Raw genomic sequence first — 21,795 nt, 5'->3', positions numbered from 1 at the left:
TTTAATGGGATGAAGACGACGAAAGCGCCCCACAAAGGAGGCGCTACGTCTCGAAAGAACTTAGGTCTAGCCCAGGGATCTATAAGGACTTACTTCTCCCCCAGCAAGGCATCAACAAATCCTTCAACCTCAAACGGCGCGAGGTCATCTGCACCCTCGCCGAGGCCCACGAGCTTGACCGGCACGCCCAGTTCCTCCTGCACCTGGAAGACGATGCCGCCCTTGGCGGTGCCATCCAGCTTCGTGAGGACAACGCCGGTGATATCAACAACATCACGGAAGATACGGGCCTGGGTCAGGCCGTTCTGCCCCACCGTCGCATCCAGTACAAGCAGGACCTCATCAACCTCGGTCTTCTTCTCCACCACGCGCTTGACCTTGCCCAGCTGGTCCATAAGGTCCACGGAGGTGTGCAGACGGCCAGCGGTGTCAACGAGAACAACGTCGACGCCCTGGTCAACGCCAGCGGCCACGGCATCAAAGGCCACGGAGGCCGGGTCCGCGCCTTCCTTGCCGCGGACAGTCGTAGCGCCCACGCGACGGCCCCAGGTCTCCAGCTGGTCCGCAGCCGCTGCACGGAAAGTATCCGCCGCGCCGAGCAAGACGTTGTGCCCCATGGACACGAGCACGCGGGCCAGCTTGCCGGTCGTGGTGGTCTTGCCGGTGCCGTTGACGCCGACGACCATAATGACGGCCGGCTTGCCTTCATTCGGCATGGCCTTGATAGAACGGTCCATCTCCGGGTGGCCCACCTCGATGAGGGCCTCGCGCAGCATCGCACGCGCTTCGGCCTCAGAACTGACTCCGCGCTCTGCAATCTTGTCACGCAGGGAGTCGGTAACTTGCATGGTGGACTTCGTACCCAGATCCGCCATGATGAGGGTGTCTTCGATTTCCTCCCAGGCATCATCATCAAGGTCACCAGCAGAAAGAATGCCCATGAGGCCTTGGCCAATGGCGTTCTGCGAGCGCGACAGACGCCCGCGCAGCTTGCCCAAGCGGCCGGCAGCCGGCGCAATGTCCTCCTGCGGCTGGGCTGCCGGGGCCTCGACAACCTCGGCGTCGTCGGATACTTCGAGCTCCTCCGGCTCAGCCTCGAGTGCCGCGCTTGCCGACGCCGCCTGCGCCCCCGCTGCCGCGGCGGCCTCCTCTGCTTCGGCTTCCTCAGACTCGGCCGGTGCTTCTGGCTCAGGCAGTGCTTCTACCTCTTCTTCGGCCTCAGACTGGGCGGAAGGCTCCTCCTCGGCCGGAGCCTCAGGTACCTCCGGTTCCTCCTCTACCTTCGGAGTCTCAACTACCGGCTCCGGTTCAGCAATCTCTTGTTCGGCGGCCGGGACATCCTCTTCCGTGTCTTCGTCATCCTTGTCAACAGCAGCGGCGCCGGATACGGCAGCACCAGCGGCGGCAGCGCCCGCAGCTCCTGCAGCGGCTACACCAGCGGAAGAATCCTTATCCTCTTCTTCCTTTGCCGGTTCGTTCTGCGCAGCCGGTTCCGGCTCGCTCACCGGCTTCGCGTCTCCGACGGGTTCCGGCTTAGGCTCTGCCTGAGGCTTCGGTTCCGCCGCAGGTTTCGCTGCCTTCGGGGTCTCCTCTTCACCCTTGAGCTGAGCATTCGCCAGATCAGTGGCATCACGCTGCTCCGCCTGCGGCTCAGGCTTGGGCTTGGGCTCAGCCGGGGCCTGCGCGGGCTGCTCGGCAACTGGCGGCTGTGGCGCCGGCTGCTCGGGCTTCGAGGCGGTGACAGGCTCCTTAACTGCACCGCCGCCAGCCGGGGCAAAATTAAAACCAGACTTGGCTTGGTAGTTGCCGGACTTCTGCTGCTGGGTCAGCTCCTTCGGCTCCTCCGCGGGTTTTACGAAGGAGACCTTCTTTGATTCGCCGCGCTTCTTGCCTAGGACAACGAACAAGACCACGAGCAGAATCAGGACGATGACTGCTATCGCAATCCACATAAAAGTAGTATTCATGCCTTCCATAGTGCCAGGGTTGTCCACGTACGGCACGACAAGGAGGGTGAAAAGTGCTGGGCGCAAGCCCCGCCCTAGCGCGGGGCATCCACACCGAGGCGCGCGGCATCCTCCGCCGCCTGTGCTGTGCCCGGCGCCTCACCGGCGCGGGACATGCGCTGCGAAATCACGCGCGTCACGCCATCGCCGCGCATCGTGACGCCATAGAGCACGTTGGCCACGTCCATCGTCGGCTTCTGGTGGGTGATGACGATGAGCTGAGAATCCTTACGCAGCTCCTCGAAAAGGGCGATGAGACGGCGCAGGTTGACGTCGTCAAGCGCGGCTTCCACCTCGTCCATGACGTAGAACGGTGAGGGGCGCGCGCGGAAAATCGCCACGAGCATAGCCAGGGCTGTCAAGGACTTCTCGCCACCAGACAACAGCGACAAGCGCTTCACCTTCTTACCCGGCGGGCGGGCCTCCACCTCGATGCCGGTAGCCAGCATGTCATCCGGCTCCGTGAGGATGAGGCGACCCTCGCCTCCGGGGAATAGCGTCTGAAAGACCTTGGGAAACTCCGCTTCCACGTCGTGCCAGGCATCCGTGAACAGCTGCAGGATTTGCGCGTCCACATCTTCGATAACGCCAGTCAGATCCTTGCGCGCTTGGATGACATCGTCCAGCTGCGTGGACAGGAAGCTGTAGCGCTCCTCCAGTGCCTTGTACTCCTCCAAAGCCAGCGGGTTGACCTTACCCAAGGAATTGAGGTCCTTCTCGGCCTGCTTCAACCGCTTAGTTTCGGCGGAACGATCGAAATCCTCACCCGGGGTGTAGTCCTTGAGCAGGTCGGGAATCGCAATGCCGAGCTGCTCCACGATTTTTTCCTCGGCCTCATCCACGCGCACCTGCGCCTGGCTGCGGGCGATCTCGGAGTTATGCGCGGAGTCGGTCAAGCGATCCAGCTGCTGGCGGGTCGAGGAGACCGCTTGCTTCGCCGATTGTGCACGGCCTTGCAGCACGCCGCGCTGGGTGACCAGCTCATCGCGTTCCTCGGCGGCCCGCTCGAGTGCCTGCGCGGTCCGGGCGGCCAAATCTTGGGCATGCTTGTCGACGGCCCCCGCCAACCTCGCCTGCGCTTGCCGGCGGGCCATGGCCTGATCGTGGCGAGCTTTGGCCTGGCGCTCGTGCTGGGCTTGGCGCCGCAGAGCCTCTCCCCTGCCGGCCGCCTGGCCGACCTTCTCTTCGGCGCTGCGGGCCGCCAGCTGGGCCTCCACCTCCATGGCCTTGACCTGTTCCAGGGCCGTCGAGGCAGCATCGCGTTCCACCGAGGAGGGTTCATCAGCCTGCTCTTCAGCGTCCACGCGCGACAAGCGGTCACGCGCCTCCGCCAGTTCCTCGCGTAGGCGGGCCAACTGCACCTCGATATCCGTGGCGCGGGCGGCGGCCTTTTCGTGCTCAGCCTTGTTTGCTTCGTACTGCTTGAGCAAGCGCTGGTGATCGCGCTTCCACGCCTCTAACTCGTGATCGTGTTCCCGTAGCGCGGCCTTGGCGCTCGCCGCACCCACGCGCGCATCGTCCGCCGCCAGCTTCGCGCCTTCCAGCGTGCCGGATAGTTCTTCCAGCTCATGGGTGGCGGTCTCCAGCTGTTGCTCGGCCTCCGCAATCTGGCCGCTCACCTCCACCGTTGAGGCAGCTCCAGTTCCGGCCTCTACCCAACCTTCGCCGACGAGCAGGCCCTCAGGGGTCACAGCTCGCAGGCGCGGATCCTCCGCGATGAGTTCACGGGCTGCGGCATAGTCGTCGACGAGGACCACGTCGGAGAGCAAGCGCGTCACCGCCGCTGAGACTTCTGGGACCAAGACCATCTGGTCCAGCAGCCAGCGAGCACCGGAAGGCAAGTCCGCGTCAAGGCGCCAGGCTGAACCGGTGGGCTCCGCGGCGACGTCGATCAGCGGCGTGCGGCTCGCCTGCGCCAAGTCGCGCACGATGTCCCCGCTCACCGCGCCGGCTTGTGCTTCGGCGAAAGAACCCAGCGCAGCGGCAACGGCCGTCTCATAACGCGTGGAGATGAACTCCGCGAGAGGTTTAAAGCCCTCACCGAGATCCAGCGCTTCCGGAACGGTCTGGCCCAGAGTGTCGATCCGAGCGCGCAAGCTGTACACGCTTCGCTCGTGCTCCCGCTGGGCATCACGCAGCTGCTCCAAGCGTTTATCGGCCGCAGCAGATTCGCTGGCCGCGCGCACATGTGCTTCCTCCAGCGGCTCACGCTCAGCAGCCAAGTGCTCCAGCTTGTCCGCCACCTCATCGGCTTCCGCCTGCGCTCCCCTAGTGCGCGCCTTCGTATTCGCTAAGGTCTCTTCCTGTCGCGCCAACTCGGACTCCGCGGAGCTGACCTGACCCGCCAAGTTCTCCTCGGCGGCGATGAGGCGAACCACGCCTTCACGGCGATCCGCAATGGCGCGCAGTTGCGCCATGTGTTCTTTATCAGCAGCCTCGAAGGCTTCCCGGCGCTCAGCCACTTCCTCCCGGATCGATTCCAGACGCTCCGCCGCCTCCTCGGCCGCGGCCAGCAACTCATCATGCTCCTCGTCGGCCCGCTGGGCGCGTGCCTCCAACTCATCCGGATCCTGGCCCGCGTAGGCGACCTGTGAGCCAACGTTGCTGGCGCGCTCGGCCGCGATGCGCTGCGTAGCGGAGATACGCTCCGACAGCGTCGAGAGCTCAAACCACAGCTTCTGCGCGGCCTCCGCGCGCGGAGTGACATCCCCCAACTCGGCTTCTACCTCGAGCTGGATTTCGGTCGCCTCTTCCAGCTGGGCTGTCACTTCCTCGACCTGCTCGGCGAGCACCGCCGCGCGCTTTTCAGCGTCGTCGAATGTCGCGCGCAACCGCACCACGCGGTCGCCGGCAAGACGCAGGCGGGCATCCCGCAAATCCGCCTGCACGGTTGCTGCGCGCTGGGCGGCCTCCGCTTGGCGCGCCAAGGGCTTGAGTTGTTTGCCCAGCTCATCGGTCAAGTCCTGCAGGCGATCCAGGTTGGCCTGCATGCCGGTCAGCTTGCGCTGCGCTTTTTCCTTGCGGCGACGGTGCTTCAGCACGCCCGCGGCTTCTTCGATATAGGCGCGGCGATCCTCCGGGCGGGATTCCAGAATCTCCGCCAGCTTTCCCTGGCCCACGATGATGTGCATCTCGCGGCCAATGCCGGAATCAGACAGCAGCTCTTGAATATCCATGAGGCGCGCCTTCGCCCCATTGATCTCATATTCGCTCGCGCCATCCCGGAACATGCGGCGGGTGACGGAGACCTCCGAATACTCGATGGGCAAGGCGCCATCGGAATTGTCAATCGTCAGCGTAACCTCGGCGCGGCCGAGGGCCTTGCGGTCCCCGGCGCCGGCAAAGATGACGTCCTGCATCTTGCCGCCGCGCAGCGTCTTGGCGCTGCCTTCACCCATGACCCACGCGAGCGCATCGACGACGTTCGATTTACCCGAGCCATTTGGGCCCACCACGGCGCAGATGCCGGGCTCGAATTTCAGGTTCGTCGCGGACGCGAAGGACTTGAATCCTTTGAGCGTGAGCGATTTGAGGTGCATTCGGTTTAGTTTAGCGCTCGATGAAGCCCGACTCACCGCGCGGTGCGGCCCACTGCTCCACCACGGCGTTCACTACGCCTGGGCGGTGGGTGGTCGACGGTTCTTCACGCAGCAAGGCCAGCAGCTTCTCGCAATCAGCACGCGGCCCTTCAGCAACCACTTGGACGCGGCCATCCTGCAGGTTCGTCGCGTGTCCTGCCAGCCCTAGTTCGAGTGCCCGGGAACGCGTCCACCAGCGAAAGCCCACGCCTTGGACGTGGCCATGGACGAAAGCCGTGAGCCGCTCATTCCCTGTGGCCGCTGCCTGCTGCGTCATCTAGTACTCCCTCAAGTTCGTGCGGTCACCCAAGTCATGCTCGTGCTTGAGACGGCGGCGGTCCTCCGCGCTGCGGCGGGTTACCGGATCCGTGCCATCCCAGCACTCGACGTTCTGCAGTTCCGGCAGCATATCACGGTGGAAGACGGGATCCAGGCCCTTGCGGCGCTGTTCGTTGTAGTTCTTCAACAGCTTGATGGCCACGCCCGACAGCGGCACGATGGCGCACACGTTGAGCAGAACCATGATGGCAGCGCCGGTATCGGCCAGGTCGAACACGGTGCCCAGCGGGGCCACTGCACCGTAGAAGACGAAGGCCAACACGATGAGACGGAAGATCCACAGCACCGACTTCTTCTCAGAGAGGTACTCCACGTTGGACTCGGCAAGGTAGTAGTTGCCCAGAATCGAGGAGAAGGCGAGGAAGAAGAGGATGAAGGTGACAAAGTGGATGCCCCACTCACCCACCACACCGGAGAGCGCATTCTGGGTCAGGGTTACACCCTCAATCGCATCGGAACCGAAACGCTCGAAATCAGTACCCAGCAGGATGATGAAGGCGGTAATCGTACACACCACCAGGGTGTCGAAGTACACGCCGAGGGTCTGCACGAGGCCCTGCTTGACTGGGTGGGACACCGTCGCGGTAGCTGCTGCGTTTGGAGCAGAACCTTCACCCGCTTCGTTGGAGAACAAACCACGCTGGATACCCTTGAGCATCGCCATGCCCACGGTCGCACCGGCGGCCTCGCGGAAGCCGAACGCAGAGCCAATGATGGAGGCAAGCATGTCCGGCACCTTGTCAAAGTTCAGGACCACCACGATGATGCCCATGATGAGGTAAGCACCGGCCATGAAAGGCACGATGAACTGAGTCATCGAGGCGATGCGCTGCACGCCACCGATGATGATGAGACCGGACACTGCGACGACGGCGATGCCCACGCCTGCCTTGAAAGCACTGGAATCCTGCCCGAAGGAGGCCGCCAAGGAATCGGAGATAGCGTTGGTCTGGAAAGCGTTGTAGAACCAGCCAAAAGTAATGGCGATGGCGACGGAGAAGATGGTCGCCAGAGGCTTCCAGCCCAAGCCGCGGGACATGTAGTAGGCGGGGCCACCACGGTAGGTATCCCCTTCGCGCACCTTCCATAGCTGCGCCAAAGTGGACTCGACGAATGCAGTCGCACCACCAAGGATGGCGATGAGCCACATCCAGAACACCGCACCGGGTCCGCCCACGGAGATGGCCACGGCCACGCCCGCGACGTTGCCGGTGCCCACGCGGGAGGCTGCCGAAATGGTGAATGCCTTGAAGGCGGAGATTCCGCCATAGTCGGCATCCTCATCGGCGCCGACGCCCTTGGGCTTTTCGACGACCGCCTTGAACATGTCCGGCACCATACGGATCTGCACCAAGACGGTGCGGATGCCGAAGAAGAGGCCCGCGGCAATGAGCAGCCATGGCAGGACATAAGACCACAGACTGTCGTTAATGACACCGATCACGGTGCTGAAGATTTCTTGCATGCGTTACACATTAATAACTCACACCAGAATCGTCCTAGTTGGCCGCGGGCAGCCTCCCCTCTCCGCGGCGCTGACAGGACGGGCAGTAGTGGGTCCCACGCCCGCCAAGCACGGTTTTCACGATTTCCTCACCGCAGCGATCGCAGGGCTGGCCACCCCTGCCATAGGCATGTAAGGAACGGTCAAAATATCCGGATTCACCGTTGACGTTGACGTACAACGCGTCAAAGCTGGTTCCGCCAACGGCGAGCGCCGCGCGCATGACATCACCGGCCGCGGATATCACCGCGACGGCATCGCGCTGCCGCAGGGCGCTAGCCTTCTTGAGCGGAGAAATCTGGGCCGCCCACAACGCCTCATCGGCATAGATATTGCCCACCCCGCTGAGCACCGTTTGGTCGAGCAGAGCTACCTTGACCGCGGTGCGCTTCGCGCGCAGGCGCCGCCCTGCCGCTGTAAGGTCAAAGTCTGCTTCGAGAGGATCGGGAGCGATATGCGCCATGGTCAGCCATGGCCCGAGACGCCAATAGCCGAAGGTGCGCTGGTCCACGAAGCTGAGGCGGGTGGCGTCGTCAAGCACGGCGGCGATACGCACATGCGGCGAATCTACCTCACCGATCCGCACCTGCCCCGACATACCGAGGTGGATGAAGAGCACATCGCGTGCCGGGTCAGTGTGGTCCTCGTCGGCGAACTCCAGCCACATGAACTTGCCGCGGCGCGCCACCGCGGCAATCTTCCTGCCCACCAGCAGCGCGGACAGCGGCGCTTCCTGGCCCCGGTTAGCGCGCGGGTGGAGAACCTCTACTGCTGCGAAGGAGCGCCCCACAACATAAGGCTCGAGCCCGCGGCGGACGGACTCAACTTCGGGAAGTTCTGGCATCGAGTCCTCGTGTTTTAGCTTTCTTTGCCGGCGGTGCCCTGCACCAGCAACGGCGTCTCACGCAAGGTTTGGCACGCTTCCTCCGCCGCCTGCTGCTCAGCGAGCTTCTTGTTGTGGCCCGTCCCCCGGCCGACGGTCAAACCGGCCACGGTGGCCACGGCGTTGAAGGTTTGATCGTGCTCAGGACCCGTCGACGTGGCTGAATAGACCGGCATCGCGGCCTTCAACTCAGCGCACAGCTCCTGCAAGGTCGTCTTCCAGTCCATGTGCCGACCGGACACCACGGCGTTGTCGATCTTGGCGGCGAACAGCTTCAGCACCACCCCGCGGGCGACCTCGAAGCCATGTTGACGGTAAATAGCGCCCAGGATGGCCTCGGTGGTATCGGCCAAGATGGAATCCTTGTCGCGTCCTCCAGTGGCTTGCTCGCCTTTGCCCAACAAGACGTGGTCGCCCACGCCAATCTCACGGGCCACGTCAGACAACCCGTAGCGCGACACGATGGACGCGCGCATCTTGGAAATATCCGACTCGGGGCGCGAGGGGTACTTGTCGTAGAGCTTGGCCGCGACGGACAAGCCCAAGACCGCGTCCCCCAGGAACTCCAAGCGCTCATTGTTGGGAAGGTGCCCGTTCTCATTAGCAAAGGAGCGGTGTGTCAGCGCCAAACACAGCAGCTCATCGCTGAGCTCCACGCCGAGTGCTTTCAGCAACGGGGCGTGGTCTACCTCCGCGAATGCTGCGGCAAGGGCCTGCTCACCGGTCAGTTTCTTCTTCTTGCTCATAGGAATTTCTCCAGCCCGGACCACCGCGGATCAACGCGTTCTTCTTCCCCGGATACCCCCGTGGTCACACCTTCGGGCACGTCCACCTCGCAGCCGCCTTCGCACGTTGGGGCAAACGGAAGGGACAACCCTGCCTCATCGATCACGGTCTGCAGGAGGTCAAGAATCCCGTCCTGAATCTCGGGTACCTCATCGCCCGAACCGCGATCCTCTTCCTCGATCTCATCCCCGCCGACGAAGGATTCGTCTGCGGAAAACACCTGGGACACGTGGAGATCCATCTCTGGGTGTAGCTCAGCCAAGCAGCGTGCGCATTCGCCGCTGAGGGTGCCGGTGACATCAGCGTCCACCAACACGCCGGAGCCCAACGGGGTCAAGGTGGCTTCCACCGTGACTTCAGCGCCTTCCGGGACGCCGATCATTTCCACGCCGATGCGCTCTGGCGCGGGTCCGGTCTGCACGCGGTGCTCAGGCAGCGCCTCGGTTCCTTGGCTGCGGAGCAATTCCGTCACGTCGAACTTCAATGGTGATTTCATAGCGCCCACCAGCTTACCCTGTGCTGCCCCCTGCGCCCTAGACTGGCAAGGACCTGAACGCAGGGTCATAGCCACTTAAGCACTTGCACAAAAGCCTCGATTCTTCCGCTTCAGGCTTTTAGCCTAAAGGCCCATGAGCTACACCGCTACGGGCACGGCGCCTCTGGCCGCCACGGCACGCGACCTCGCACTCAGCTTTCCGCTGCAGTGCCTTGTCCCCGCCGTAGCACTGGCCGTTGCCGGGGTGGCATGCCGCCACGTCATCACTCGACACCGCCCCAGCATCTTTGGCGATGCCGGCCTTTCCTTGCACCGCGTGGCTCTCGCCAGTGCCCTCGCAGGTGTGATCGTCGGCGCCGTGTCTCTTCTCCCCCTGCACTTTGGGCCAATTGTCATTATTTCTTCAGCGCTGTTCTCGCTTTTTGCTGCGCTCATCGCCTGGGGCGCGCGGGAGTCCTTTTCGGCCGCCAGCATGGGGATTGGATTGATGATGCTCACCGTCGGGGCGGTGGATGTGTTGCTGATGCTTGCCGACGCCGCCTGGGGCCCTCTCTCAGAACCCCACGCCGTAGACACGAATTTCGGCATCATGTGGCTGCTCTATGCACTCCCAGGCCTCATCTCCGCCGGACTTGCCGCAGCACTGAGCACCATGTCAGCTAAGGAAGCCGCCCGTATCCGCCGCGCGGAGGAGGCACGCGCGTTAGTTCACGTTAGTAGTCGCGCGGCGCGCGGGGTGCACGGCGCCCCGGCTCGCGGTGTTCGCGCGCACTAGTGCGCCCCTCGCCGCGGGACTCCCCGCGGGAGCGCACACCGGCGCCTCGCCGCAGGGCAGAGCGATCGTTGTTGACGGTGCGCAGGAGATCCGACAAGGTGGTTTCGAATTCCGCCAGCTTGGCGTCGACGAATTCATCGCACTCGGTGCGCAGTCGGTTGGATTCGGAGTGGGCGGATTCCACGATGCGGTGCGCTTCGTCGTCGGCGCGGCGCACAACTTCGGATTCAGAGACCAAACGGTCCTGCTCAGCTTGGCCCGCAGCAACGGTGCGCTGGTACTCCTCATCTGCCTGGGCGCGGGTGCGCTCGGCATCAGAGCGCGCGTTTTCTACGAGGTTGGTGGCCTCATCTTCTGCCTGGGCCACCATGGTGGTGGCGCGGTGCTGGGCGTCAGCCAGCATGGCGTCGGAGTCCTCGCGCGCACGGGTAACGGTGTCATCGGCTTCTGCGTTGGCATCGGAGATGATTTGGTTCGCGCGTTCCTCGGCACCCTGCAGGATCTCATCCTGCTTGTCCAGAACATCTTGGGCATCATCCATTTCAACGGGGAGGGCGTTGCGGAGATCGTCGAGAAGCGCCAGCATCTCGTGGCGCGGAACCATGCAATTGGAGGTCATGGGAACGGCATAGGCCTGTTCCAGGTTGCGAACAAGTTCATCGAGGGACTCAAATACGCGGTACATGGCACCAGACTATCCAAGCAAGAGCGCACCACCACGTATCCCACGCGGGCAAAACGGCGAAAACCTCCCCGCTAGGCGGGGAGGCTCAACCTGGCAATAGAGGACAGGAGCGGGGCTAGATAACGCCCTGTGCCAGCATGGCGTCGGCCACCTTCTTGAAGCCTGCGATGTTGGCGCCGGCAACGTAGTCGCCCTCCAAGCCATATTCCTTGGAGGTCTTGTCAATGTTGCGGAAGATGTTGGACATGATCTCGTGCAGGCGCTGGTCGGTGTATTCGAAGGACCAGGAGTCACGGGACGCATTCTGCTGCATCTCTAGCGCGGAGGTCGCCACGCCGCCCGCATTCGCGGCCTTACCCGGCGCGAAGGCGATGCCGCTTTCCACAAAGTAGTGCGCTGCCTCCGGGGTACAGGGCATGTTCGCGCCTTCGGCAACATAGCGGACCTGATTCTTCACCAGAAGCTTGGCATCGTCACCGTCAAGTTCGTTTTGGGTAGCGCACGGCAGGGCAACGTCGGCGCTCACCTCCCATACGTTGCCGCCTTCGTGGTACTCCACGCCCGCACCCGCTTCGCCGGCGTAGGTGGAAATGCGCTCGCGGCGGACTTCTTTAATCTCCTTGAGCAGCTCCAGGTCCACACCGTTCGGGGTGGTGATGTAGCCGGAGGAGTCAGACATCGCGACGACGGTACCGCCGAGCTGTTGCACCTTTTCAGCAGCGTAGATGGCGACGTTGCCGGAGCCGGAGACAATAACCTTGGCACCGTCGAAGGACTCACCATGGGTCTTCATCATTTCCGAGGTCAGATACACCAGGCCGTAACCGGTAGCCTCGGTACGCACGAGGGAGCCACCCCAGGACAGACCCTTGCCGGTAAGAACGCCAGACTCATGCTTGCCTTCCAGCCGGCGGTACTGCCCGAACAGGAAACCGATTTCGCGGCCGCCCACGCCGATATCGCCGGCCGGGACATCGCGGTATTCGCCGATGTGGTTGTGTAGCTCCGTCATGAAGGACTGGCAGAAGCGCATGACCTCGGCATCGGACTTACCCTTCGGGTCGAAGTCGGAACCGCCCTTGCCACCACCGATAGGCAGGCCGGTCAGGGAGTTCTTAAAAATCTGCTCGAAGCCGAGGAACTTGATGATGCCCAAGTTCACACTCGGGTGGAAGCGCAGGCCGCCCTTGTAGGGGCCGAGGGCGGAGTTAAACTGCACGCGGAAGCCACGGTTAACCTGAATCTGGCCGCTGTCATCTACCCATGGAACGCGGAAGATGAGCTGGCGCTCGGGTTCGCATAGACGCTCGACCAGGCCGTAATCAGCATAGTGCGGGTCCTTGTTGAGGACGATCTTCAGGGAGTCAAGCACCTCAGCGAGCGCCTGGTGGAATTCCGGTTCGCCCGCATTACGCTTGAGGAGCTTGCTGTAATAGTCGGAGATTTGCTGGTCGATGGACATGGCTATCCTTTCATTCGACACCGTGCCTCGCGGTCGGTGCGTCATCCATTGAACAAACGATAGTTTTCTATCAATTGACCTAAATTGCAAGACGTCCGTACTGCGGCGCGCCTTAAAGGCTGGTCAGAGCGCGAAAATTTTTTCTCACATCTCTGCCATATACTCGTGAACATGCGCATTCTTGTTGCCCCCGATTCCTTTAAAGGCACCGCCACCGCCGCCGAAGCCGCTGCTGCCATTGCACTCGGCGCGCGCCGCGCGCTGAGCTCCTCCCCGTATGCCGACACGGCGAAGGTACATGCCCTTCCCACGGCCGATGGTGGCGAGGGAACCGCGGAGGTTCTCGCTAGTGCCGCCGTGGCTCGCCACGGCACTGCGGGCCAGACCATTACGCTGCCAACTACCGATGCTGTTGGACGCCTCACCGAGGCCAGCTATCAGCTCGTCGGCGATACAGCCTTCATCGACGTCGCCGCCGCCACTGGGCTGCCTGCTGTCTCCGATGCCCTCGACCCGCTGCATGCGGACTCCTATGGCACGGGCGTGTTGGTGGCCGATGCCGAATCGCGCGGCGCCAAGCACATCGTTCTCGGCCTCGGCGGTAGCGCCAGCATCGACGGCGGGCTCGGCATCCTCGCCGCACTCGGCGCCGCCGCACACGATGCCCGCGGCTATGCCCTCCCCAAAGGGGGTGCTCCGCTGGTCAACCTCGACCACATCGACACGGCGCAACTAAACATGAAGGCGGCCATGTTGGACTACACTTTGGTCACCGATACCCGCGCCGTGCCCATCCAGGCCGCAACAATGTATGGGCCGCAGAAGGGGGCCAAGGGCGACCAGGTCGCGCTCCTGGCCGGCGCGATGCTGCGATTGTGCGAGGTCACGGACACCGATCCGGAGGCCGAGTTCTTTGGTGCCGCCGGCGGTATCCCCATCGCCCTGAGCTGGCTTTCGCGCACACTCTGGGGCACCTCGGAGCACTGCCGCATCGTGCCGGGCGGCCGCTATGTAGCTGAGGCCCTCGATCTTCCCGCCCGCATCGCCGAGGCGGACCTCGTCCTGACCGGCGAAGGCCGCTTCGACGAACAATCACTCACCGGAAAGGTGGTAGGCACGCTGGCCGAGCTCACTGGACCGCCCACTCTCGGCATCATCGCCGGCTCCGCTACCGCCCCGGCACCGCAGGGAACGCTACTCGAAGAGCTCGACGGCGACACGCACGCTAGCGTGGCCGAGCAACTTAGCGCCGCGGCCGAGCGCCTAGTGCTGAACTTCCTCCAGAATTAGAGCTTTCTGCGGGACTAAGGGGCGACCTGCACCGCCCACGGGAAGATAGCCGGGCGCTCGTGGGCGAGCTCATCTTCCAGCAACACATGATCCTTCGGCAGCACCGCATGCGGGGTCAGCAGGCGCGCGAGGACCATCGTCAGCTGGTTAACAGACCCCGTCACGCCATCGACGGCGATGGCGTAGCGATACACGCTCGCCCCCTCTAGGTCCCGCTCTTCGTGTTCCTCACGGTAAGTCTGGCGCAGCTGCTCTTCCAACCCCTCTGGGAATACAGCCTCAGGCACACGAGTAACCTCTGCAGAGGCCAGCGAGTTGTTTTCCACCAACTTACGGGTGGCAGTGCTAAAGATTTCGGCCACACGCTCCGCTTGGGCATCCGGCACCAGAACATCAAAGTGAATCATTGGCATGTAGGTAACCCTACCCAAACTTCAAGGACGGTAACTATGGCAGATCCCACACTTTCCACGCTGACTGCACTCCTTTCGGAGGACGCCGTTGATCTCAGCTGGCAACGCGCCTTCTACGAAGATCTGCATGCCCATCCAGAGCTGTCCCACGAAGAGGAACGCACCGCCGGGCGTATCCTCGACCAACTAGAGAACTACAACTGCGAGCTCGTCACCGGCATCGGCGGCCACGGCATCGTCGCCATTTTTCGCAATGGCGACGGCCCCACCGCCCTCATGCGTGCCGACTTTGATGCCCTCCCCGTGGCCGAGGAAACCGGCGTGCCCTTCGCCGCCACCAACGGGGCAATGCACGCGTGCGGGCACGATGTACACGCCACCGCACTGCTCGGTGCGTGCGCGATTCTCGACGCCCACCGTGCGGCCTGGCGCGGCACCTTCCTAGCACTATTCCAGCCGGCGGAGGAATCATCCATGGGCGCCAAGTACATGATTGCTGACGGACTCACCGACCGAGTCCCCACCCCGGATGTTTGCCTAGGACAACACGTCATGCCCGGTCCCGCCGGCCAAGTGCAGTCCACCGCCGGCCCCATCCTGGCCGGTTGCGACTCCCTCCGCATCCGCATCACGGGGCGCTCCGCGCACGCCTCCATGCCGCATGAGGCCATCGATCCGTCCTACGTGGCCGCCATGGTGGTGACCCGCCTGCAAGCCATCGTCGGCCGCGAAGTACCTCCCCATGACTTCTTCGTCATCTCGGTAGGCGAGCTGCACTCGGGCGATAAGAACAACATCATTCCGGGCAGCGCCGAGCTGGTGCTCAACACCCGTTACTACAAGCCGGAGTTGGCCAAGCGAGTCTACGCCTCCCTCGAGCGCATGGTGCGCGCTGAATGTGAAGCAAGCGGATGCCCCGCTGAACCTACCTTCGAGTATTTCGCCCACGGCGAAGTCACCGACAACGACGCCACCGCACATGAAACCGTTCGCTCGGCCTTCGACGCGGTCTTCGGTGATCTCTCCGTCACTGCCACGCCCTCCACCGTGTCCGAGGATTTCTGCTACCTCCCGCAGGCCTGGGGCGTGCCGTATTACTTCTGGTTCATCGGCTCCACACCGGAGGACCTCCTAGACAACCCGCCGGTCAACCATCAGTCCACGTTCCTTCCGGACTATGAGCCCACCATGCGCTCAGCTACCCGCGCTGGGGCTGCCTCCGTGCTGTCTTTCCTTGGGAACTAGTTTTCCGTACTCAACGCGATCTGCGAGTGAGTACGGAACTGGTTAAGCTTGGGAGTTGGTATTTTTCCGCATTTTTTATGCCTAAGGTGAAGGATTCTCATGAGTCAACCCCAGCACTCCGATTTTCAGTCCGCAGTTCCCGGACACGTCCGCGCCGCCGCCGGCGTCTCCCCCACCGCTGCCACCAACCGCAAGTTCTGGTCCGGCCTGTCCTCCTCGGTAATGGAGCAGATTGCGGACAACTGGGAAGCCACCCGCAGCGCCTACGCCGCCACCCGCCAGCAGCACTACTTCTCGGCTGAATTCCTGCAGGGTCGAGCCCTGCTCAACAACCTCACCAACATCGGCCTCGTCGACGAGGCCCGCGCCGCCACCCAGGCCACCGGCCACGAGTTGGTCGATGTCCTCGAGGCCGAGCATGATGCCGCGCTAGGAAACGGCGGTTTGGGCCGCCTGGCTGCCTGCTTCCTCGACTCCGCTGTCACCCAAGACTTCCCCGTCACCGGCTACGGTCTGCTCTACCGCTACGGCCTGTTCCGTCAGTCCTTTGACAACGGCTTCCAGCGCGAAGAGCCGGATGCGTGGATGGAGAATGGCTATGACTTCATCATTCGCCGCGCCTCCGAGCAGCGCCTGGTCCATTTCGATGACATGGATGTCCGCGCTATCCCCTATGACATGCCGATTACCGGCTATGGAACCGACAACGTGGGCACGCTGCGCTTGTGGAAGTCCGAGCCCATCGATGAGTTCGATTACGACGCCTTCAACTCGCAGCGCTTCACCGAGGCCATCGTGGAGCGCGAGCGAGTCATGGATATCTGCCGTGTCCTCTACCCCAACGACACCACCTACGAGGGCAAGGTTCTGCGCGTTCGCCAGCAGTACTTCTTCGTGTCCGCCTCGCTGCAGCAGATGATCGACAACTACATCGAACACCACGGCGAGGATCTCACCGGCTTCGCCGAGTACAACTGCATCCAGCTCAATGACACCCACCCGGTGCTTGCCATTCCAGAGCTGCTCCGCCTGCTTCTCGACGAACACGGAATGGGCTGGGACGAGGCATGGAAGGTCGTCACCGAGACCTTTGCCTACACCAACCACACGGTGCTGGCAGAGGCCCTGGAAAGCTGGGAGATCTCCATCTTCCAGAAGCTCTTCTGGCGCATCTGGGAGCTCGTGGAAGAGATTGACCGCCGCTTCCGCGAGGACATGGCCCAGCGCGGCCTCGACCAGGGCCGCATCGATTACATGGCCCCGGTGTCCGATGGCCACGTCCACATGGCATGGATTGCTTGCTACGCCGCTTATTCCATCAACGGCGTGGCGGCGCTGCACACCGAGATCATCAAGGCAGACACGCTGTCTGAGTGGTACGAACTGTGGCCGGAGAAGTTCAATAACAAGACCAACGGCGTCACCCCGCGCCGCTGGCTGCGCATGTGCAACCCGCGTCTGTCCGACCTGCTCACTGAGCAGGCTGGTTCCGATGCCTGGGTCACCGATCTGACTGAGCTGGCCAAACTGGATTCCTTGGCCGAGGACGAGAAGGTGCTGCGCCAGCTCATCAACATCAAGCGCGCCAACAAGCAGGACTTTGCCGCATGGATTGAGGCACACCAAGGCGCCACGGTGGATCCGGATTCGATCTTCGACGTCCAGATCAAGCGCCTGCACGAGTACAAGCGTCAGCTGATGAACGCTCTGTACATTCTGGACCTGTACTTCCGTATCAAGGTCGACGGCGAAACCGTTCCGAAGCGCACCTTCATTTTCGGCGCGAAGGCCGCCCCGGGCTACGTTCGCGCAAAGGCCATCATCAAGCTCATCAACACCATCGGTGACTTGGTCAACAACGACCCGGCCACCAAGGACGTGCTCAACGTGGTCTTTGTGGAGAACTACAACGTCTCCCCTGCCGAGCACATCATCCCTGCCGCCGATGTCTCCGAGCAGATCTCCGTGGCCGGCAAGGAGGCCTCCGGCACCTCCAACATGAAGTTCATGATGAACGGTGCACTGACCCTGGGCACGATGGATGGCGCCAACGTCGAGATCGTCGAGGCAGTGGGCGAAGAGAATGCCTACATCTTCGGCGCCCGCAACGAGGAGATTCCGCAGCTTCGCGCCGAGTACAACCCGGGCGAGCTCTACAACACGGTTCCGGGCCTGTCCCGCGTCCTCGATGCCTTTACCGATGGCACGTTGGGCTCTGAGAATGCCGGGATGTTTGGGGATCTGCGCTCCTCGCTGCTCGATGGCTTTGGTGAGCACGCTCAGGACACCTACTACGTCCTCGGAGATTTCGCAGACTACCGCGAGACCCGTGACCGCATGGCTGCCGACTATGACGCCGACGAGATGGCATGGGCCAAGAAGGCTTGGCTCAACATCTGCTACTCTGGGCGCTTCTCTTCCGACCGCACCATCGCTGACTATGCCAACGAGGTGTGGAAGCTGGCCCCGACCCCCATTTCCAACGTCTAGATAGACAGGGGGTAATAGACACACTGTTGCCTATTAACCCCTCGACGGGCTTTCCTCACAGACAAAGCGCCGCCTCACCACCGTTCCTCCTTCCCACTTAGTGGTTAAGGAAGCAACCGGGGTGAGGCGGCGCTGTCTGCTTATCTGCGACAGTATTACTTATCGCGCAGGGTCTGGCCCAGTTCGTGGACCTGAATCATATTCGTGTTACCGGAGATTCCAGGAGGGGTACCGGCGATGACGATGATCATATCGCCTTCCTTGTACTTATCCATCCCCAGCAGCGCCCCATCGATGGCGGCCATCATGTCATCGGTGGACTCAACCGCGTCACTCAAGAAGGTCTCCGCGCCCCACGTCAAGGCCAGCTGCGAGCGCACCGCCGGGTGCGGGGTAAAGGCCAAGAGCGGCAACGGGGAGTGCAGACGAGCCACGCGCTTAGCGGTATCACCGGACGTCGTAAAGGCCACGATAGCCTTCGCGTTAAGGCGCTCAGCAATATCGCGTGCGGAGTAAGACACAACACCGCGCTTGGTGCGCGGGACGTGCGTCAGCGGAGGAACCTGGCCGCCCTGCTCAGCATTCATCACGATCCGGGACATCGTGCGCACAACATTGTGGGGGTCGATGCCGACGGAGGTCTCACCGGAGAGCATGACCGCATCGGCGCCATCGAGCACTGCGTTGGCAACGTCGGAGGCCTCCGCACGAGTCGGGCGCAGGTTGGAGATCATGGAATCGAGCATCTGCGTTGCCACGATCACCGGCTTGGCATTCTCACGAGCGATCTGGATAGCGCGCTTCTGGAACAGCGGAACCTGTTCCAGCGGAACCTCGACGCCGAGGTCACCGCGGGCAATCATGATGGCATCGAAGGCTAGGACGATGGACTCGAGAGCGTCGACTGCTTCCGGCTTCTCGAGCTTGGCGATGACAGGAACGCGGCGACCTTCCTCATCCATGATCTCGTGGACCTTGTCCACGTCGGCCGGGGAGCGCACGAAGGACAAGGCAACCATGTCTACGCCGAGCTTCAAGGCGAAGCGAAGATCTGCGATGTCCTTTTCCGACAGCGCCGGAACAGAAATGTCCATTCCCGGCAGGGACACGCCCTTGTTATTCGAGACCGGTCCGCCCTCGGTAACCTCGCAGACAACGTCGTTGCCGTCGACTTCCTTGCACACGACGGCGACCTTGCCGTCGTCGATCAGCAGGCGGTCACCCGGCTTCGCGTCTTTCGCCAGGTTCTTGTAGGTGGTGGACACGCGGTCGTGCGTGCCTTCGACGTCATCAACGGTGATGCGGACGATTTCGCCGTCCTTCCACATCTCTTCACCGTTGACGAAACGGCCTAGGCGAATCTTCGGGCCTTGCAGGTCCGCCAAGACGCCGACTGCGTGGCCGGTCTCATCGGTGGCCTCGCGGACCCAGCGGTAGTTCGCCTCGTGGTCCGCATGCTCGCCGTGGGACATGTTCAGACGCGCCACGTTCATGCCTGCTTCAACAAGCCCAAGGATTCCTTCCTTGCTTGCGACTGCAGGACCCAACGTACAAACGATTTTGGTTCTTCTATCCAACATGGAGTGCCTTATTCACATCGGGAGTTTCTAACGGTTCCTAAACTACCCCCATTTACTGGTCTCGGCCACCACGAACGAAGCTCATGCCGGGTTTTCGACCCGTAACGCCGGTATTCCAAGCGGAAAATGCGACGCCCACATTGCAGCTACAAACGGTAATAACCGGGCACATCCGGGCATTTCAGTTCCGCCGCACCGGTCTTTAGGTTGCCGTGTTAGGCACCGCAAAAGCCACGTGTGATCCCGGCTACTCCACAGAATCTCAAGGCTTTGCTCCGGTGGGCACTACCCGCACCGTCACCATTTAGACTCACCGGGGGCTACCCTCGGCAGCACTGCCCACCGCAGTCTCGGTGGTGCGGGTGGGATCGACTTCCTCCGGCGATTCCTGCCCGCGCGGCAACCGGAAATACACGATAAGCGCCACGACAAAGCAGACCACGGAAACGATGACGTTGACCCGGAGGCCGAAGATGTGCGTGGCGTCGTCCGCACGCATGTTTTCCACGACGAAGCGGCCCGCGGTGTACCCGGCAACATACAGCGCGAAGACACGACCATGGCCAAGCTTGAACGCCTTGTGCGCCCAAAGCAGGAACACGCATACCGCCACGTTCCACACAAGCTCATAGAGAAAGGTCGGATGCACAGAGGCCACTACTTCCCCAGTCGAGCGGCCGCTGATGGGCGCATACTCGCCGCTTTCATTAACTCGGTAGTAGATGTCGAGGGCCCACGGGACAGTGGTCTCACGGCCATACAGTTCCTGATTAAACCAATTGCCCAAGCGGCCGATGGCCTGGGCCAGGATAAGCCCTGGGGCGACGGCATCAGCAAAGGGCCCCAACGGAATACCCTTAATCTTGAACATGATCCACAGTGCCACCGCGCCCAGCGCGACTGCTCCCCAGATACCGAGCCCCCCGTTGGTGATTTTCACTGCATCGATGGGATCACACGTGGAGCAAAAGTACTTATCGTAATCCGTAATCACGTGATAGAGGCGCCCGCCAATGATGCCGGCCGGGATCACCACTAGGGCAGCATCCCACACCACGTCAGGGTTGCCTCCGCGAGCGGTATAACGGCGCAGCGTCATCCACATCGCGACGAGAATGCCGACGATGATGCACATGGCATAAGCACGAATCGGGACCGGGCCGAGATGCCACACGCCTTGTGGCGGGGAAGGAATATTGGCGAGGTTGTAAATCTGCACGGGAAACAGTGTGCCTGAAAATGACGGCCGCTACAACGCGCTTAGCTTCTACGCGAAGGGCACGCAGGATGTTGGCCTGCGGCCACCAAGGAACGGGCCAAGGTCATCGGGTCCTGGGCAGCCATGATGGACTCACCAACGAGGATGGCATCAGCACCTTGCGAGGCATAAGACAGCACGTTGCGCGGGTTATTAACACCGCCCACCGCGATGCGAGTGATGCTCTCAGGAAGACCGGGCGAAATAGCAGAAAAGGCCTCCCGATTAATAGCATCGGAGGCCAATGACCACGCGTTGATCGCCACGACAGTTCCCCCTGCCTTGATAACGCGATCCACCTCGGCACAGGTGCGGACTTCCAGGATGGCGGTCATCCCGAGGGATTCCACGCGATCGAGAAGTGACTCGAGGCGAGCTTGACTGAGCAGCTCCACCTGCAAGGGAATCGCGTCTGCCCCATAACACCGCGCCTCATGAATCTGATAGGGATCAACGATGGTGTCGCGGCACAGCATCGGTATGTCGACGGCTGCACGGGCGACCCGCATGTCCTCGAGTGACCCGTGGAAGCGGCGACGATCTGTCTGACAGGCCATCACATGAACCCCTGCTTCCTCCAGGCTATGTGCCAGTTCTGCCACCGACTTCGGGCTATCCAAGTGGGCAATTTCACCGCCATAGGGCACGGCGCGCTTGATTTCGGTGATGATAGAGCATCCCGGGCGCAGCAGAGCTTTCGCGGCATCGCGCGGAGCGTCCATGTCGCGGGACCTTGCTTTAATTTCCTTGAACGGGACACGGGCCTCCCGCGCGGCTACATCAGCCAGCACTCCGGCCACGAGGTGATCGACGGCGATCGGGGTAGGCATGATTCCACCTCCCTTCCCCGAAGGAGACTCAAAGAAAGAAACAGGGGCGTTCGAGATCACATTTAGGCTAGCGCGCCCCCACCTCTAACTAGAAATCCGGGGCACCCGTTCCCCGCAACAGGGCCTTTCTCACCAGGCTCTCCGTCACTATGCTCGCCGTCGCGGCGCGTGTGTT

The 21,795-nt window shown here is 62.3% G+C and carries 17 protein-coding genes; 4 read left to right on the top strand and 13 right to left on the bottom strand.

Annotation, left to right across the window (positions count from 1 at the left end; all coding sequences use genetic code 11):
* Positions 1-89 precede the first annotated feature (89 nt).
* From ftsY to HMPREF2565_RS02885, 7 genes are all read right to left on the bottom strand, one after another.
* Positions 90-1,967 carry a signal recognition particle-docking protein FtsY gene (ftsY, locus tag HMPREF2565_RS02915; protein WP_071406849.1) on the bottom strand — a complete coding sequence of 626 codons (1,878 nt, stop codon included), beginning with the start codon at positions 1,965-1,967 and terminating at the stop codon, positions 90-92.
* A gap of 74 nt (positions 1,968-2,041) precedes the next feature.
* Positions 2,042-5,545, bottom strand: a complete 3,504-nt coding sequence (gene smc / locus HMPREF2565_RS02910) for a chromosome segregation protein SMC (RefSeq protein WP_071406848.1) — start codon at positions 5,543-5,545, stop codon at positions 2,042-2,044.
* A gap of 10 nt (positions 5,546-5,555) precedes the next feature.
* Entirely contained in the window at positions 5,556-5,861 is a 306-nt protein-coding gene (locus tag HMPREF2565_RS02905) for an acylphosphatase (RefSeq protein WP_046648019.1), read from the bottom strand.
* Positions 5,862-7,388 carry an alanine/glycine:cation symporter family protein gene (locus HMPREF2565_RS02900; RefSeq protein WP_046648018.1) on the bottom strand — a complete coding sequence of 509 codons (1,527 nt, stop codon included), beginning with the start codon at positions 7,386-7,388 and terminating at the stop codon, positions 5,862-5,864.
* A 34-nt stretch (positions 7,389-7,422) separates the two neighbouring features.
* Positions 7,423-8,271, bottom strand: coding sequence for a bifunctional DNA-formamidopyrimidine glycosylase/DNA-(apurinic or apyrimidinic site) lyase (gene mutM, locus HMPREF2565_RS02895; protein WP_046648017.1), 849 nt, complete (start codon positions 8,269-8,271; stop codon positions 7,423-7,425).
* 14 nt (positions 8,272-8,285) lie between these two features.
* The gene (gene rnc, locus HMPREF2565_RS02890; protein ID WP_046648016.1) at positions 8,286-9,056 is read right to left on the bottom strand and encodes a ribonuclease III; all 771 of its coding nucleotides are present in this window, start codon (positions 9,054-9,056) and stop codon (positions 8,286-8,288) included.
* Entirely contained in the window at positions 9,053-9,592 is a 540-nt protein-coding gene (locus tag HMPREF2565_RS02885) for a YceD family protein (protein WP_046648015.1), read from the bottom strand. The genes rnc and HMPREF2565_RS02885 overlap by 4 nt, the downstream gene beginning before the upstream one ends.
* A gap of 133 nt (positions 9,593-9,725) precedes the next feature.
* Here HMPREF2565_RS02885 and HMPREF2565_RS02880 point away from each other — a divergent pair, with 133 nt between their 5' ends.
* Entirely contained in the window at positions 9,726-10,367 is a 642-nt protein-coding gene (locus HMPREF2565_RS02880) for a hypothetical protein (protein ID WP_230308876.1), read from the top strand.
* Here HMPREF2565_RS02880 and HMPREF2565_RS02875 read toward each other — a convergent pair.
* Positions 10,306-11,052: a DivIVA domain-containing protein gene (locus HMPREF2565_RS02875; protein WP_046648014.1), complete on the bottom strand. Its 747-nt coding sequence runs from the start codon at positions 11,050-11,052 to the stop codon at positions 10,306-10,308. The genes HMPREF2565_RS02880 and HMPREF2565_RS02875 overlap by 62 nt on opposite strands.
* 115 nt (positions 11,053-11,167) lie before the next feature.
* Complete coding sequence (gene gdhA, locus HMPREF2565_RS02870; protein WP_070512568.1) at positions 11,168-12,514, bottom strand: NADP-specific glutamate dehydrogenase; 1,347 nt, start codon at positions 12,512-12,514, stop codon at positions 11,168-11,170.
* Positions 12,515-12,685: 171 nt separating this feature from the next.
* On the opposite strand from gdhA, the gene HMPREF2565_RS02865 reads away from it, so the two are divergent.
* The gene (locus HMPREF2565_RS02865; RefSeq protein WP_070701818.1) at positions 12,686-13,804 is read left to right on the top strand and encodes a glycerate kinase; all 1,119 of its coding nucleotides are present in this window, start codon (positions 12,686-12,688) and stop codon (positions 13,802-13,804) included.
* A gap of 14 nt (positions 13,805-13,818) precedes the next feature.
* Here the strand turns inward: HMPREF2565_RS02865 and HMPREF2565_RS02860 are convergent, their stop codons facing one another.
* The gene (locus HMPREF2565_RS02860; protein WP_070701754.1) at positions 13,819-14,217 is read right to left on the bottom strand and encodes a hypothetical protein; all 399 of its coding nucleotides are present in this window, start codon (positions 14,215-14,217) and stop codon (positions 13,819-13,821) included.
* Positions 14,218-14,253: 36 nt separating this feature from the next.
* On the opposite strand from HMPREF2565_RS02860, the gene HMPREF2565_RS02855 reads away from it, so the two are divergent.
* Positions 14,254-15,462 (top strand): amidohydrolase, encoded by a 1,209-nt coding sequence (locus HMPREF2565_RS02855; protein WP_071406847.1) that lies wholly within the window; start codon positions 14,254-14,256, stop codon positions 15,460-15,462.
* Between the two features lie 99 nt (positions 15,463-15,561).
* A complete protein-coding gene (locus HMPREF2565_RS02850) occupies positions 15,562-17,952 on the top strand; it encodes a glycogen/starch/alpha-glucan phosphorylase (RefSeq protein ID WP_071406846.1) in 2,391 nt (796 codons plus the stop codon).
* Between the two features lie 155 nt (positions 17,953-18,107).
* Here HMPREF2565_RS02850 and pyk read toward each other — a convergent pair whose 3' ends face one another.
* The 3 genes from pyk to HMPREF2565_RS02835 all read right to left on the bottom strand — a co-directional run bounded on the left by pyk (position 18,108) and on the right by HMPREF2565_RS02835 (position 21,620).
* Entirely contained in the window at positions 18,108-19,529 is a 1,422-nt protein-coding gene (gene pyk, locus HMPREF2565_RS02845) for a pyruvate kinase (RefSeq protein WP_049155447.1), read from the bottom strand.
* A 313-nt stretch (positions 19,530-19,842) separates the two neighbouring features.
* A complete protein-coding gene (gene lgt / locus HMPREF2565_RS02840; RefSeq protein ID WP_046648009.1) occupies positions 19,843-20,751 on the bottom strand; it encodes a prolipoprotein diacylglyceryl transferase in 909 nt (302 codons plus the stop codon).
* Positions 20,752-20,792: 41 nt separating this feature from the next.
* A complete protein-coding gene (locus tag HMPREF2565_RS02835; protein ID WP_070546767.1) occupies positions 20,793-21,620 on the bottom strand; it encodes an indole-3-glycerol phosphate synthase TrpC in 828 nt (275 codons plus the stop codon).
* Positions 21,621-21,795 lie beyond the last annotated feature (175 nt).

The organism is Corynebacterium sp. HMSC072A04 (assembly GCF_001809235.1).
In the GTDB taxonomy this organism is placed as follows: domain Bacteria; phylum Actinomycetota; class Actinomycetes; order Mycobacteriales; family Mycobacteriaceae; genus Corynebacterium; species Corynebacterium hiratae.
This window is presented reverse-complemented; position numbering and strand designations above follow the sequence as displayed.

Coding starts and splice junctions, on each gene's coding strand:
- HMPREF2565_RS02880 (WP_230308876.1), top strand. CDS start 9,726: ATGAGCTACACCGCTACGGGCACGGCGCCTCTGGCCGCCACGGCACGC.
- HMPREF2565_RS02860 (WP_070701754.1), bottom strand. CDS start 14,217: ATGCCAATGATTCACTTTGATGTTCTGGTGCCGGATGCCCAAGCGGAG.
- HMPREF2565_RS02835 (WP_070546767.1), bottom strand. CDS start 21,620: ATGCCTACCCCGATCGCCGTCGATCACCTCGTGGCCGGAGTGCTGGCT.
- HMPREF2565_RS02885 (WP_046648015.1), bottom strand. CDS start 9,592: ATGAAATCACCATTGAAGTTCGACGTGACGGAATTGCTCCGCAGCCAA.
- mutM (WP_046648017.1), bottom strand. CDS start 8,271: ATGCCAGAACTTCCCGAAGTTGAGTCCGTCCGCCGCGGGCTCGAGCCT.
- gdhA (WP_070512568.1), bottom strand. CDS start 12,514: ATGTCCATCGACCAGCAAATCTCCGACTATTACAGCAAGCTCCTCAAG.
- ftsY (WP_071406849.1), bottom strand. CDS start 1,967: ATGAATACTACTTTTATGTGGATTGCGATAGCAGTCATCGTCCTGATT.
- HMPREF2565_RS02850 (WP_071406846.1), top strand. CDS start 15,562: ATGAGTCAACCCCAGCACTCCGATTTTCAGTCCGCAGTTCCCGGACAC.
- HMPREF2565_RS02900 (WP_046648018.1), bottom strand. CDS start 7,388: ATGCAAGAAATCTTCAGCACCGTGATCGGTGTCATTAACGACAGTCTG.
- HMPREF2565_RS02855 (WP_071406847.1), top strand. CDS start 14,254: ATGGCAGATCCCACACTTTCCACGCTGACTGCACTCCTTTCGGAGGAC.
- rnc (WP_046648016.1), bottom strand. CDS start 9,056: ATGAGCAAGAAGAAGAAACTGACCGGTGAGCAGGCCCTTGCCGCAGCA.
- HMPREF2565_RS02865 (WP_070701818.1), top strand. CDS start 12,686: ATGCGCATTCTTGTTGCCCCCGATTCCTTTAAAGGCACCGCCACCGCC.
- smc (WP_071406848.1), bottom strand. CDS start 5,545: ATGCACCTCAAATCGCTCACGCTCAAAGGATTCAAGTCCTTCGCGTCC.
- HMPREF2565_RS02905 (WP_046648019.1), bottom strand. CDS start 5,861: ATGACGCAGCAGGCAGCGGCCACAGGGAATGAGCGGCTCACGGCTTTC.
- HMPREF2565_RS02875 (WP_046648014.1), bottom strand. CDS start 11,052: ATGTACCGCGTATTTGAGTCCCTCGATGAACTTGTTCGCAACCTGGAA.